The organism is Pseudomonas sp. MWU15-20650 (assembly GCF_023242475.1).
Lineage (GTDB): Bacteria > Pseudomonadota > Gammaproteobacteria > Pseudomonadales > Pseudomonadaceae > Aquipseudomonas.
Map to the genome: position 1 here is coordinate 118,162 of NZ_JALJFG010000009.1, position 14,416 is coordinate 132,577.

General features: G+C 59.3%; 11 protein-coding genes and 1 pseudogene. 9 read left to right on the plus strand and 3 right to left on the minus strand.

Translation table 11 applies throughout. From position 1 onward, the window contains the following. Positions 1-61: 61 nt before the first annotated feature. Both M5B43_RS10620 and M5B43_RS10625 read right to left on the minus strand, forming a co-directional pair. Positions 62-195 (minus strand): annotated as a pseudogene (locus tag M5B43_RS10620) (GFA family protein); the annotation flags it as partial. Next, positions 189-4,232 (minus strand): hypothetical protein, encoded by a 4,044-nt coding sequence (locus M5B43_RS10625; RefSeq protein WP_248750058.1) that lies wholly within the window; start codon positions 4,230-4,232, stop codon positions 189-191. The gene M5B43_RS10625 and the pseudogene M5B43_RS10620, both read right to left, overlap by 7 nt. Before the next feature lie 217 nt (positions 4,233-4,449). Between M5B43_RS10625 and M5B43_RS10630 the strand changes: the two genes are divergently transcribed. Further along, entirely contained in the window at positions 4,450-4,644 is a 195-nt protein-coding gene (locus M5B43_RS10630) for a hypothetical protein (protein ID WP_248750059.1), read from the plus strand. Here M5B43_RS10630 and M5B43_RS10635 read toward each other — a convergent pair. Next, a complete protein-coding gene (locus M5B43_RS10635; RefSeq protein ID WP_248750060.1) occupies positions 4,631-5,530 on the minus strand; it encodes a LysR family transcriptional regulator in 900 nt (299 codons plus the stop codon). The genes M5B43_RS10630 and M5B43_RS10635 overlap by 14 nt on opposite strands. Before the next feature lie 199 nt (positions 5,531-5,729). Here M5B43_RS10635 and M5B43_RS10640 point away from each other — a divergent pair, with 199 nt between their 5' ends. The 8 genes from M5B43_RS10640 (at position 5,730) to dctM (ending at position 14,370) form a co-directional block, all read left to right on the plus strand. Further along, complete coding sequence (locus M5B43_RS10640; protein WP_248750061.1) at positions 5,730-6,548, plus strand: MaoC family dehydratase N-terminal domain-containing protein; 819 nt, start codon at positions 5,730-5,732, stop codon at positions 6,546-6,548. Positions 6,549-6,575: 27 nt separating this feature from the next. Then, on the plus strand, positions 6,576-7,739 hold the full coding sequence (locus M5B43_RS10645) for an acyl-CoA dehydrogenase family protein (RefSeq protein ID WP_248750062.1): 1,164 nt from the start codon (positions 6,576-6,578) through the stop codon (positions 7,737-7,739). 10 nt (positions 7,740-7,749) lie between these two features. Further along, positions 7,750-9,099, plus strand: coding sequence for an MmgE/PrpD family protein (locus M5B43_RS10650; protein WP_248750063.1), 1,350 nt, complete (start codon positions 7,750-7,752; stop codon positions 9,097-9,099). A 9-nt stretch (positions 9,100-9,108) separates the two neighbouring features. Then, positions 9,109-10,305: a CaiB/BaiF CoA-transferase family protein gene (locus M5B43_RS10655; RefSeq protein ID WP_248750064.1), complete on the plus strand. Its 1,197-nt coding sequence runs from the start codon at positions 9,109-9,111 to the stop codon at positions 10,303-10,305. Between the two features lie 15 nt (positions 10,306-10,320). Next, positions 10,321-11,136, plus strand: coding sequence for a CoA ester lyase (locus M5B43_RS10660; protein WP_248750065.1), 816 nt, complete (start codon positions 10,321-10,323; stop codon positions 11,134-11,136). Positions 11,137-11,354: 218 nt separating this feature from the next. Continuing rightward, positions 11,355-12,338 carry a C4-dicarboxylate TRAP substrate-binding protein DctP gene (gene dctP, locus M5B43_RS10665; protein ID WP_248750066.1) on the plus strand — a complete coding sequence of 328 codons (984 nt, stop codon included), beginning with the start codon at positions 11,355-11,357 and terminating at the stop codon, positions 12,336-12,338. Positions 12,339-12,457: 119 nt separating this feature from the next. Further along, on the plus strand, positions 12,458-13,090 hold the full coding sequence (locus M5B43_RS10670) for a TRAP transporter small permease (RefSeq protein ID WP_248750067.1): 633 nt from the start codon (positions 12,458-12,460) through the stop codon (positions 13,088-13,090). After that, the gene (gene dctM, locus M5B43_RS10675; protein ID WP_248750068.1) at positions 13,090-14,370 is read left to right on the plus strand and encodes a C4-dicarboxylate TRAP transporter large permease protein DctM; all 1,281 of its coding nucleotides are present in this window, start codon (positions 13,090-13,092) and stop codon (positions 14,368-14,370) included. The genes M5B43_RS10670 and dctM overlap by 1 nt, the downstream gene beginning before the upstream one ends. The last annotated feature ends 46 nt before the right edge of the window (positions 14,371-14,416 follow it).

The following is a 14,416-nucleotide window of genomic DNA, read 5'->3' on the forward strand; positions in this document are numbered from 1 at the left end:
ATGCTAGGGCGATGCCGGCCCACAATCTTTGAGAGCTTTGTCGAGAAACTGTCAAAGAGTGTTAACGCGTCGGCCCCAAACGTTCATGCCACTGGGCAATAGACTCCTCGGGGAATTGATCGAACTGCACATCGCCTTGGCGCCGAGCATCGGGTGCGTGTGTTCCGGCGGCACCGGCAATGCCGTGACTAAAGAGCCCGGTTGATGTTAGGGGCCGGAAACTTAACCGGCCGATAGAAGAACGGTATCTCCTTCACTGTTCGGGTGCCCTGGATAACGGCATCAGGATTGTTTTTTATGGGGGTAGTGGCAAACTTCACGTGAAGTTGATTGTAGATTTTCTGGTTGATTTCCGTTGCTGAAAGCTCTGGATTCGTGATGAGAAGCTCGTTCTTTGAGTCCAATATCTTTTCAGGCGCGATGTGGACGCGAACAGGCCCCTCAAAGGCTTTAACATGACGCTCTATTAATTGCCCGAACTGACTGCCGAAAGAGTCGGCGGAGCCGTTGGCTGAACCACACATCAATAAGCGAACATTGTTAAACTTTTGAGGGTCTATGCTCTTGCTTTTCAGAAATTCCAATAGTTCACTGGGTGAGTTCTTCCGGCCGTTGAAAATCATAGAGATGGGTTCATCAGCAAGCAGTTCTTTATAGGTCGGTTGGGCCCCGTGTGCGACTACGTTGAGTCTCTTGACACCTTTATATTTGTCGACATAGATAAAAATATCATCGGCAAGGATCGTGAAGTCATCTATTTCGCGGAGGGTATTAATGACATTATTTTTGGCCAGCGCTTGCTCTAAGTGATTGGGCTTCTTTCTTCTGAGTACCACCCCGCTGGTAGCCTCGGCCGCGTCATCAGCGGTACTCAAGGTGTTGTCAAAATACCTCGCTGTCTCAGGCTTGAAGTCATTGAGCGGTTTTCCGAGTTGCTTGTCGTTAACGGGGTCAAATGCATGCCACTTGCCTGTTTCTGCGTCGAACTTGGCAGGCGTGGAGAGTGTTGCATTGCCGTGTTTGTAAGTGCCCTCGGCGATGTCCGGGCGCGACGCGAACTTGGACAGTTCATATTTTCCGGTTTTGTTACCCACCCAGTTCTTTAATTGAGGATTGGGTGTATAGGCAGCGATATTCTTTGCACGTTTGAAGAGTGGGCTGCCGAACACTCGCGCTCTCCTAAGCTGAGCAGGCAATGACGATACGCCCCCCAGTTTCTTCAGCAAACCACCGCCCGCCAAAAACATGACACCGTCAAATACCAGCTCGATCGTTGCCTCGTTCCACTTGCCCTCGGCTAATCGCCTGATTCCGTTCACGAACGGCAGGGGGCTAAATAAAAGATCCGTGTTTGCCTTGTGCTCACCGTCTTCCTCATCAAACTTGGTGGTGTGGTGGGCGGCGTCCGTCAAGGTTTTCAGGTCAGCATCCTGGTAGGAATACCGGGTCACCAGTTTGCTGAGGAATTGGGTGCGCAGGCTGGTGTACGACGCGGGGATCGAGCCTTCATCTGCAGCGGTGGGGCGTAAATCACTGTCTTTCACCTCGTTGTCGACGAGCGGTTCGACGATTACGTTTGTACGTGTATACCCGGTTGCCGAGTTTTTGTTTTTTTCTTGCCATTCTTCTTGTAAGCCTGCGGTGACAGAACTTCTCCCTATCACATTGTTCGCGAGGTCGAATGTATAGGTAATTGTTTTACCATTAAGGGTCGCTTTGACATACAGGGGTTCCTCGATGTTGCGTTTGTCCGGGGTGGGGTACGACGTAGCCGTGACACTTGCGATTCCGGTCGGTTTGAATTCCTGAATCGGCCTTTTGCGAAGTATTTCAAGGCTCCCATATTCCAGTTGCTGTCGATCGGCCAGCGGCAATTGCGCAATCAGATGCGCGCTAAGATTGGTTAGCGATTTCTTTCTGTTGCGGTCGAAATCCTCAAGCTCAGCGGCGTGAATTTCTTTGACGTCCGGTGGTATAAGGCCTAGCGACTGGATCGCGGCGGTTGGGACTTTTTGCTCGTCGGTTGAATACCACGTTTTGTTGTCTTTCAGGTTCGGGAGGTGTTCGGAAAGGCTCAGGTCTAACAAGGAGTAGGGCCCGTGTTTGACGTCCAGGGCAAATGATTCAAGCGCATTACTGGTTCTGTCCGCGTCACTTGTGATCACCTTGGCTTCAAGGTCGACATTTTTAATGTGCCTGCCCATTATTTCCAGTGCCTTTTCCTTCAAGGTGGGCAATGGGGCACTCAGGTCTGTGCTGATCGTTGTCAGCCCGGTCATCACCTCAGAGAACGTCTTCTGCGCAGCATCCAATTGTGCGGCGCAGTAGTGTCCTGTGGTAGAGGGGGTTAGTACGCCATACATTAACGCCCAATCGATCAGTGCCTCCTGCTTCACCTTATTCATCAGCGCTTCATCTTCGGCGTTGGTGGGGTCGAGACTTCCGTATTTGACGACTTGATCAAACGTCATCTTTGCGCTGCTTCCAGGGCTCTTCGCCTCTATGAAAGCTACCGTTGTTTTCAAGCTGAACCAGCTCGGCGAACCATAAGTCACATTGCTGGGTATGTTGCTAACCAACAGTTCAGGCGCGGCCTGCGAGAGCAATAGATGTGTCGCCGCCCCTGCATATTTTTGGGTGGCGCGTTTCGTGGCCTTCAAGTGTACGAATAGCTGAGTGTGGATTTCCTGCAACGGTTTGCCGTAGAAGGCTTTATCGGCCAGATCGAACCCGGCCACTTCATTTCTCTTGGTGGGGTCCAACCACGATGGGTGAGCCAGCCCGAGGTAAAGGGTCGCCAAGACCCAGTCTGAACTGTTTTTATCCTCTACCGTCCCCATTTTCTTTTGCAGGGCGGCTTCCAACTCCTTGGCTTTAGGCGACGTGACTATTGCATTCAGTAGATCGGCAGCATCGGAAAACTCCGGAAAACTCCGGTTATCACTGTCTGTCAGGTAATCCAGCACATCCCCCTTTTTAGTGTCGGTACCCAGGCCTGGCAGTTCCAGGTTGTTATACGTAACGTGAGAGTACGCCAGCTTTTGCTCGTGCAAACTGACGGGTACTTGCCAGCCTAAGGCGCCTGACAAGTTACCATGAGGCGTAGACGGCAGAACCTCTTGCCTGAGGGTCGCGATCAGGGTGTTTATTTCATCTATTGTTTCTGGAATATAAGAGTCGGTGCTGCTGAGGAACTGTTCAACGCTGACCTTGCCCTCTGGCAGTGGCTGCTCATTGTGAAAATACCAGGAAACAGGGTCGATCTGCAGGTGGTGACTCTTGAGGAACTCTTTGATCCTGGCTTTTTCGATGCGCTCGGCATCCTCGGGTGTTGGCAGTGTGCTTATGAAGTGCGGGTTGGTATTAATCGGTTCAGGTGCCGGGGTGGCGAAATCGATAGCCTTACTCAACTGCTGAAACAATTGGTTTTTGTTGTGAATATCGCCCAATGTTTTCTGCTGCTGCTCCAGCATTTCCTCGGAGCCCCTCTCCAGTTGCTCAGTTGAAAGGTAGGTATCCGGCATAGGAAACGCGTCGGTTTGTTTAAGCTGATTGGCGCGTTCAACGGCCTTATCTTTGTTATCAGGACTATATTCCCCGTGAAACGCCATGATCTCTGACAGCGTGGCGGGGCGCTCCGCGTGTGCGCTGGGCGAAGACTGGTCAGGGGGCTGCACTTCGACCGCGGGCCGGTTGGGAGCCATGACGCGGGCCGCCTGCATGATCAGCCGCCATGAGTCCGGGAGTTGCTGGCCGAGTTGCATTGAAAATGTTTTTAGATAGGCCTCCGGGTAATGGGCGTTCACGGATTTGACGGTGACCGTTATATGTTCTACCGAGGTGTCGGTTTGAGGGGCAATGCGAATAGGTTTGGTGCGGTCAATATTATGGCGGTCGGCCCATTGCTGAAAATCTGGCCCTGCGAGCAGGTTATCGAGATGCTGGCGCCACTGCCCGAACTTAGCGTCACGAGGCACAGGTATCGTCGGTTTGTTAAAGTCAGCCGGGTTATCATTCTGCACCGCATCGACCAGCGCCGTGGCATAAGAGGCTGCCAGTGCCTTGTCGGCTGTATTGCCTGGTGTGTGTTTGGTCACGCCATCCCGCGAGGACGCAGGGGTGTTTTGTAAGGCCGGCGGGTCTGATGGGACTGTATTTAGCGGTGCCTGTTGGCTGGGGAATGCCGCGAGCGAAGAAGACGTTGCCGCAAAGGATTGGGGGATAATAGACATAGATAGGTTCCGTGAGGATGACAGTGTTCATCACGCGTTTCCTACGTGATCTAGCGCTGTCTGTCGTCAGTTCCCCAACCCTGGTTCCGGCTTGATTGTTACAGGATGGTTCTCTCATCACTGAGGTCAAAGACTGTTAACGCGTCAGCCCCAGGCGCGGCTTGTTGCTGCGCCGGCGCAGAAAATCGTTTTTGCCCATAGCCGACAGGTCGCGATGGTGCTGATCTGGCGTGGAAATGTATGGCGCGTCAGCAAACTGGACCTGGTCAATCGTGTCGCCAAGGACCTCGGTGTGCTGGCCGCAATCGCCGGCCCAGCTTCGCTGCCTGGGGGCAGACCTGTTGCTGCTCGATGGGCAGGGCCGGCTGAGCCTATCAATACCGCCAGCCAGCGTAACGTCAGCCTGTACTGAGTGTGTCCGGCATCAAGGTAGCGATCAGCGCCCGGATGGTGCCGGGCAGGGCTTCCAGTTCGCGCACCAGAATACTGCGTTCGCGAATTGCCCACGGCTCATCGAGTTTCACCGCCACCAACTGCATGGTCCGGCTATGCCGCACCGCGGCCGACTCCGGGATGATGCCGATGCCCACACCGGCCTCGACCATCCGGCAAATCGCCTCGAAGCTCGACACCTGGATGCGCAGCGACAACTGCTTGCCCAGGCGCTCGACGTGTTCGCGCAAGAAGCTCAACAACGTGCTGCCTTCATGCAGGCCGATATGCTGGTACGCGAGCGTTCCTTCGAGGGTAACCGAAGGTTGCTCGGCCAAGGGATGCCCGACCGGCACCATCAGCACCAGCTTGTCGGTACTGAAATGCAGCACCTGCAAGCCGGCCGCTTCCACGGGACCGGCGATGATACCCATGTCGCTGGTGCCATCCAGCACGCCGCGCACGATATCGCGGGACAAACGCTCTTGCAGGTCGACGGTCACGCCGGGGCGCTGGGACAAAAAGCCCGCCAACACTTCGGGCAGAAACTCGGTAACCGCCGTGGTATTGGCAAAGATGCGGATATGCCCGGCCGAATCCACGCCGTATTGGGTGAACTCGCTTTTCAGGTAATCGACCTGGCGCATGATCAGCCGCGCATGGTGCAGCAGGCGCTCGCCCGCCGGGGTGATCTCCACGCCACGGCTGTCGCGGTACAACAGGCGCGTATCCAACTGGCCCTCCAACGCCTTGATCCGCGCACTGGCGGCGGCGGGCGAAAGGAACGCACGCTTGGCACCCTGGGTGAGGCTGGGGGATTCGGCAATATGGATAAACAGGCGCAGGTCGGCGAGATCGAAATGCATGGCGGCTCCTGAGTGAACACGGACTTCATCACAACAAAGCTCTAAATGTGGGAGCGAGCCCGCTCCCACAATGGATAGGCGGCGTTACTGATGGCGTTCAGCATAACCGAACGCTGGTTTATTGAAATGCAAATTCTCAGAACGGCCAGGCGCTTGCATGATCCGGGGCAGACACCCACCGCCCGAGGACCTGCACCCGATGAGCGCTACCGATTGGATCGGCCGAAGTGAGACCGCCCACGACCACTTGAGCCACAACCTGCTCAAACGTATCGCCGCGACCTTCGGTGAAGCCGTGCCCGAAACGGGCGCTGATGTACCGCCGTTGTGGCAATGGTGTTTTTTCCAGGACCCACTGCCGGAATCCGCCCTGGGCGCTGACGGCCACCCGGCCCGCGGCGGGTTTCTGCCACCTGCCGATAACCGCAATCGCATGTGGGCCGGTGGGCGGATCGAGTTCTTGCACGCCTTGCATGCCGGCGAGGCGGCCACCCGTGTGTCGACCATCACTCAGGTCGAAGAAAAGGTTGGCCGCACCGGCTCGCTGTTGTTTGTCACCGTGCGCCATGACTATTCCCAGGGCGGGCGCCTGGCGATTCGTGAAGAGCAGGACATCGTCTACCGCGAACCCACGCCACCCAAGTCGGGCAGCGGCGAGGCGCTGGCGCACGGTGAATGGCTGGAGGCGGTCGACCCCACGCCAACCCTGCTGTTCCGCTACAGCGCCGTGACCTTCAACGGCCACCGCATCCATTACGACTACCCCTATGTCACCGCCACCGAAGGCTATTCGGGCCTGGTGGTGCATGGGCCACTGATCGCCACCTTGAGCCTGCGCGCATTTTGCCGCGCCCATCCCGAGGCCATTGTGCGCCGTTTCGCCTATCGCGGCGTGCGCCCGTTGATCGCGCCGCAACCGTTCGAAGTCGGTGGGCGCATCACCGCAACCGGCGTCGCAGAACTGTGGGCCGGCAATGCGCAGGGCTTGGCACAGACTGCCCAAGTGCACTTCGAATAAACCAGAACAACAGGCGGAGAGCCGTTAATGAACCCCAATGAAAACGAAGAACTCAACGCCATCCGCGACGGCGTGCGCGCCTTGTGCGCCGAATTCGATGCGGCCTACTGGCGCCGGATTGACGAAGAAAAGGGCTTCCCCGAAGCCTTCGTCAAGGCCCTGACCGACGCCGGTTGGTTGTCGGCGATGATTCCCGAGGAGTACGGCGGCTCCGGACTGGGCCTGGCCGAAGCCTCGGTGATCCTTGAAGAAGTGAACCGCTGCGGCGGCAACTCCGGCACTGTGCACGGCCAGATGTACAACATGTTCACCCTGTTGCGGCACGGCAGCGAGGCACAAAAAAGCTTCTATTTGCCCAAGCTGGCCAGCGGGGAACTGCGCTTGCAGTCGATGGGTGTGACCGAGCCCACCACCGGCACCGACACCACAAAAATCAAGACCACCGCGATCAAGCGCGGTGACAAGTACGTGATCAACGGCCAGAAAGTCTGGATCTCGCGGGTACAGCATTCCGACCTGATGATTTTGCTGGCGCGGACCACGCCCCTGGCTGAGGTGAAGAAAAAATCCGAAGGCATGTCGATCTTCCTGGTGGACCTGCGCGAGGCCATCGGCAATGGCCTGACCGTGCAACCCATTGCCAATATGGTCAACCACGAGACCAACGAGTTGTTCTTCGATAACTTGGAGTTGCCCTTGGACAGCTTGATTGGCGAGGAGGGCAAGGGCTTCAGGTACATCCTCGACGGCCTCAACGCCGAACGCACCTTGATCGCCGCCGAATGCATCGGCGACGGCCGCTGGTTTATCGAAAAGGCCAGCGCCTATGCCCGTGACCGCGTGGTGTTTGGCCGGCCCATCGGGCAGAACCAGGGTGTGCAGTTTCCCATCGCCGAAGCCCATATCGAAATCGAAGCCGCCGACCTGATGCGCTGGCGTGCCTGCGAGGAATACGACAGCGGTGCCAATGCCGGTGCCAGCGCGAACATGGCCAAGTACCTGGCGGCCAAGGCGTCCTGGGAAGCGGCCAACGCCTGCCTGCAAACCCACGGCGGCTTCGGCTTTGCCTGTGAGTACGACGTGGAGCGCAAATTCCGCGAGACGCGCCTGTACCAGGTGGCGCCGATCTCCACCAACCTGATCCTGTCCTACGTGGCCGAGCATTTGCTCGAGCTGCCACGCAGCTTCTGAGGGCCTGAGCATGAGCCATACCCAAGCCCTGTGTCGGTTCCTGGCCGACTTGAGCTACGAACAATTGCCCGAAAGCGTGCTGGCGCGTACCGAAGACCTTTACCTGGACTGGCTGGCCTCGGCGCTGGCGAGCCAGGGCGCGCATCCGATTCCATTGTTCGAACGTTACGCCCACAAGATGGGCCCGAGCAGCGGCCCGGCCCAACTGATCGTCAACGGCGGCAGCAGCAGCGCGTATTTTGCCGCGTTGGTGAACGCGGCGTCGTCGCACCTGGTGGAGCAGGATGACCTGCACAACAGCTCGGTGCTGCACCCGGCCACGGTGGTATTTCCCGCCGCGTTGGCCGCCGCGCAAGACTTGGGCAAGTCCGGCCGTGAGCTGTTGCTGGCCTCGGTGGCCGGCTACGAAGCCGGGATTCGCATCGGCGAGTTCATGGGCCGTTCCCACTACCGTATCTTCCACACCACGGCCACCGTCGGCACGTTGGCGGCGGCCGTGGCGGTCGGCAAGTTGCTGGGGTTCAATCAAGAGCAATTTATCAACCTGCTCGGCAGCGCCGGCACCCAGGCCGCCGGGCTTTGGGAGTTCCTGCGCGATGCCGCCGATTCCAAGCAACTGCACACGGCCAAGGCAGCGGCCGATGGCTTGCTCTCGGCCTACCTGACCGCAGACGGGCTGACCGGCGCGCGCAATATTCTTGAAGGCGACCAGGGCATGGCCGCCGGCATGTCCAGCGATGCCGAGCCGAGCAAATTATCCGCCGGTCTCGGCAGTCGTTGGGCGCTGCTGGAGACCTCGTTCAAATTCCACGCCTCGTGTCGCCATACCCATCCGGCCGCCGATGCGCTGTTGGATCTGATGCAGCGTGAAGGGCTGAGCGCAGAACAGATTGCCGGTGTCGAGACCCGTGTCCATCAAGGCGCGATTGACGTGTTGGGGCGTGTGAAGGTCCCCGTCAGCGTGCACCAGGCCAAATTCTCCATGGGCACCGTGCTCGGCCTGATCGCCGTGCATGGCAAGGCTGGGCTGACCGAGTTTCATGACCGGGCGTTGACCGATCCCGCCGTCTCAACCTTTCGCGACAAGGTCAGCATGACCCTCGACGCCGAAGTCGACGGCGCCTACCCGCAACGCTGGCTGGGCCGCGTCATCGTCACCACGGTCGATGGCCGCACGCTGCACGGCGCCCTTGATGAGCCCAAAGGCGACCCGGGCAACACCCTGAGCCGTGTGGAGTTGGCGGATAAATTCCAGCGTCTTACCCAGTTCAGCGGCGCCCGCACCCCGGCTGAGGCTGATGCACTGATCGAGAAGGTCTGGAACCTGCGCAGTGCAGCGTCCATGGCCCACTGGCTTTGAGGAATCGTCATGACTGCTAATCAACGACCGCTGGACGGCATCACGGTTGTCAGCCTGGAACATGCGATTGCCGCTCCCTTCTGCACCCGGCAATTGGCGGATCTCGGCGCCCGTGTGATCAAGATAGAACGCCCTGGCAGCGGCGACTTTGCCCGGGGCTATGACGAGCGTGTGCGCGGCCTGGCCTCGCACTTTGTATGGACCAACCGTTCCAAGGAAAGCCTGACCCTGGACCTCAAGCAGGACGAGGCGGGCGCTATCCTCGACACCCTGCTGGCCGATGCCGATGTGCTGGTGCAGAACCTCGCCCCCGGCGCGGCGGCGCGCATGGGCTTGTCGTTCGAGGCGCTGCAGGCGCGGTTTCCACGGCTGATCGTCTGCGATATTTCCGGCTATGGCGAAGGTGGGCCTTACGAGAAAAAGAAAGCGTATGACTTGCTGATCCAGAGTGAGGGCGGCTTTCTTTCAGTGACCGGTGGGCCCGGTGAAGAGCAGATGGCCAAGGCCGGTTGCTCCATCGCCGACATCTCTGCCGGCATGTACGCCTACAGCGGCATCCTTTCGGCGTTGCTGCTACGCGGCAGGACGGGCAAGGGCAGCCGCATCGACGTGAGCATGCTCGAAAGCCTGGTGGAGTGGATGGGCTACCCCATGTACTACGCGTTCGACGGCGCACCACCGCCACCGCGTGCGGGTGCCGCGCACTCGACCATTTACCCGTACGGGCCGTTTCCTACCGGTGACGGTGCCACGGTAATGCTCGGCTTGCAGAATGAGCGCGAGTGGGCCGCGTTCTGCGACAAGGTGCTGCTCACGCCGACGCTGGCGACGGATGAACGTTTCAGCGCCAACTTCAAGCGCTCGGCCAACCGCGACGTGCTGCGCCAGATCATCGTCGACAGCTTTGCGCGCTTGGATGCCGAGGCGCTGATCCAGCGCCTGGAAGACGCACAGATCGCCAACGCGCGGGTCAATGACATGCAAGGCGTGTGGGACCACCCACAACTCAAGGCGCGTGACAGTTGGTGCGAAGTCGATAGCCCGGCCGGTCCGTTGCCCTCGCTGCTGCCGCCGGCCCGTAATGCCGCGTTCACCCCGCGCATGGATGGCGTACCCGCGCTGGGGCAGCACAGCCAGAGCATTCTTGAACAGCTCGGATACACCGGCGATGCCATCGACAGCCTGCGCGCGCGCGGCGTTATCTAATCAGGAAATCCAGTCATGCCAAACCCTGTTGTGCGTTCTGCACTGTTTGTTCCCGGTAGCCGGCCGGAGCGTTTTTCCAAGGCGCTGGCCAGTGGTGCCGATGCGGTGATCGTGGATTTTGAAGACGCGGTGGAAGAGCCCCTCAAACGCCAAGCCCGGGACAACCTCGGGGCGTTTTTACGTCGCCATCCCCAAGCCCAGGTGTGGGTGCGCATCAACGCACTGGAACATGCCGAGCATTTTGAAGACGTGGCGTTCTGCAAGGCGCATGCGAACGTGGCGGGTGTGTTGCTGCCCAAGGTTGAAAGCGCAGCACAGGTGGCCGTGGTGGCCGCCACCGGCAAACGTATCTGGCCGATTATCGAAAGTGCTCGCGGGTTGCTGGCGGTGGCCGAAATTGCCCATGCGCCGCAGGTGGAGCGCCTGTCGTTCGGTGGCCTGGACTTGGCACTGGACCTGAACTTGAGCAGCCAGACCCGCGCCGCTGACTTTGCCCTCGACCAGGCGCGGCTGGCGCTGATCGTGCATTCCCGCGCCGCAGGCTTGGTCGCGCCGCTGGATGGCGTGCACCCGGCCATCGACGACCCCAAGGGGCTGCGCCGCGCAATCCGGCATGCCTATGAAATGGGCTTTGCCGGTGCCCTGTGCATTCATCCCAGGCAGGTCGCGGTGATTCACGAAGCACTGGCGCCGAGCGCTGCAGACCTGGCCTGGGCACAGCGGGTGGTGGAGGCCGGGGCGCATGGGGCGGGGGCTTACCAGATGGATGGGCAGATGGTGGATGCGCCCGTGTTGTTGCGTGCGCAACGGCTGCTGGCGGCCCAACGCTAATGGGGGAGGGTGCTTGCTCCCGATGAGGTGTGACAGTCACCAGATGTTTCGCCTGCTTCACCGCTATCGGGAGCAAGCCCCCTCCCACAGGGGATCTCCATTGTTCTTCAGGATGGTGTTCGTCTCTGCCGAACGCAGGTATCTAGAATTCGAAATTCACTACACACGCCACATCAGGCACCTTGCCCCATAACACAACAATAAGAAGGTGATTTTCCATGCTCAAGCTTTCTCGGGCGCTGCTGTGCGCCGCCACTTTATTTGCCGCGGGGCTGGCCCAGGCGGCGGACCCGATTGTCATCAAGTTTGCCCACGTGGTCGCCGAAAACACCCCAAAAGGCCAGGGCGCACTGCTGTTCAAGAAACTCGCCGAGGAGCGCCTGCCGGGCCGGGTCAAGGTCGAGGTGTACCCGAACTCGTCATTGTTTGGCGATGGCAAGGAAATGGAAGCGTTGCTGCTGGGCGATGTGCAGATGCTGGCACCGTCCCTGGCCAAGTTCGAGCAATACACCAAGCAAGTACAAATTTATGACCTGCCGTTCCTGTTCAACGACCTGGCTGCCGTAGACCGGTTCCAGGCGGCCCAGGGCAAAGCGCTGCTGACCTCGATGCAGGACAAGAACATTCTCGGCCTGGCCTATTGGCACAACGGCCTCAAGCAACTCTCGGCCAACAAGGCCCTGCGCGAACCCAAGGACGCCCGTGGCCTGAAGTTCCGTGTACAAGCCTCCAGCGTGCTCGAAGAACAGTTCAAGGCGATCCGCGCCAACCCGCGCAAGATGAGCTTTGCCGAGGTCTACCAGGGCTTGCAGACCGGTACGGTCAACGGCACCGAGAACACCTGGTCGAATTATGAAAGCCAGAAGGTCAACGAGGTGCAGAAGTACTTCACCGAGTCCAACCACGGCCTGATCGACTACATGGTGATCACCAACGCCAAATTCTGGAACGGCCTGCCGCCCGACATCCGCAGCACCCTGGAACAGATCATGGTCGAGGTCACCGTCGAGGTGAACAAGCAGGCCGAAGCGCTGAACCAGTCGGCCAAGCAGAAGATCGTCGACGCCAAGACCAGCGAAATCATCGAACTGACCCCCGAGCAACGTACGCTCTGGCGCGAAGCCATGCGCCCGGTATGGCAGAAGTTCGAGGGTGAGATCGGCGCCGACCTGATCAAGGCGGCGGACGCTTCCAACCAGTAATCCCAGGGTGTACTGAGGTCCAAATGTGGGAGGGGGCACGTCGAGTCGTCGCACCGCCCCTCCCACAATTTGATCCGGTTTGCACCCTGACACCTATCTCTGCCTCGCGAGGTTTTGCCATGCAAACGCTAAGGCGCGCCTGGGAGCACCTGGAGGAAGGCTTTATTGCCGTCCTGCTGGCCGCCATGACCCTGGTGACATTCGTCTACGTCATGCTCAACAACATCTACACGCTGTTCTTTGCCTTGTCTGATAAGTGGGCGTGGAGCAGCGGTTTCTTCGGCGCCCTGGGCGACCACACCATGACCTGGGCCCAGGACATGACCTGGAGCGTGGCGCTGACCAAGGCCATGTTCGGCTGGCTGATTTTCTTCGGTATTTCCTACGGTGTACGCACCGCCGGCCACCTGGGTGTGGACGCGCTGGTCAAGCTGACCAGGCGCCCGGTGCAACGCCTGCTCGGCATGCTCGCCTGCCTGTGCTGCCTGGCGTACGCCGGGCTGTTCATGGTCGCCAGCTACAAGTGGGTGAGTGCGGTGATGACGGCGCATATCGGCGCTGAAGACCTCGACCAGTACGGCGTCGAGGTCGGTGACATCGTGCTGATCGTGCCCGTGGGTTTTGCCTTGGTGTTTATCCGCTACCTGGAAATTTTCTACCGCATCTTTACCCACCGTCAGGTCGGGTTGGGGCTGGCCGACGAGGCCGGGGAGGCCAGCAAGTTGGCCGGCAGCCATGAGGAGCGTCACTGATGGCCGTGCTCTGTCTGTTTTTGCTGTTGTTCGTGTTCATGTTCCTCGGTGTGCCGATCGCGATTTCCCTGGGGTTGTCCGGTGCGGTGTCGATCCTGATGTTCAGCCAGGACTCGGTGAGCTCCCTGGCGATCAAGCTGTTTGAAACCTCCGACGCCTACACCTTCCTGGCGATTCCGTTCTTCCTGCTCTCCGGTGCATTCATGACCACCGGGGGCGTAGCCCAGCGGTTGATCGACTTCGCCAATGCCTGTGTCGGCCATATCCGTGGCGGCCTGGCGATCGCGGCGGTGTTGGCGTGCATGCTGTTTGCGGCGCTGTCGGGTTCATCACCGGCCACCGTGGCAGCGGTCGGCTCGATTGCGGTCGCGGGCATGGTGCGTTCCGGCTACCCGAAGGAGTTCGGCGCCGGGATCATCTGCAACGCCGGTACCCTGGGCATCCTGATTCCGCCGTCGATTGTGATGGTGGTGTATTCGGCCGCGACCGAAACGTCGGTGGGCAAGCTGTTCATGGCCGGGGTGATCCCGGGCTTGCTGTTGGGCCTGATGCTGATGGTCGCGATCTACATCGTCGCGCGCATCAAGAAACTGCCGGCGCAACCACGGGCGACCTTTCGCGAATGGCTGGCCTGTGCACGCCGGGCATTTTGGGGCTTGCTGTTGCTGGTGATCATCCTCGGCGGCATCTACAGCGGCATGTTCACCCCAACCGAAGCGGCAGCGGTGGCGGCGGTGTATTCGGCGTTTGTCGCGCTGTTCATCTACAAGGACATGAAGCTGCGTGACTGCCCCAAGGTGCTGCTGGAATCGGGGCGCCTGGCGATCATGCTGATGTTTATCATCGCCAACGCCATGCTGTTTGCCCACGTGCTGACCACTGAGCAGATCCCGCAGGAAATCACGGCCTGGGTGATTTCTGAAGGGCTGACGCCTATCGGCTTCCTGATCATGGTCAACGTGGTGCTGCTGGTGGCCGGCAGCTTCATGGAGCCTTCGGCCATTGTGTTGATCCTGGCGCCGATCTTCTTCCCGATTGCCATGAAGCTGGGTATCGACCCGATTCACCTGGGGATCGTGATGGTGGTGAACATGGAAATCGGCCTGGTGCATCCACCGGTAGGCTTGAACCTGTTCGTGACCTCGGCGGTGACCGGCTTGACCCTGGGGCAGACCATCCGTGCGGCGTTGCCGTGGTTGATGATCCTGCTGGTGTTCCTGATCATGGTCACTTACTTGCCGTTTATCTCGCTGGCGTTGCCGCACTGGCTTGGCATGTAACGCAGTAAAAGCGGTGGGAGGGCGCAAGCCCCCTCCCACAGTTTTG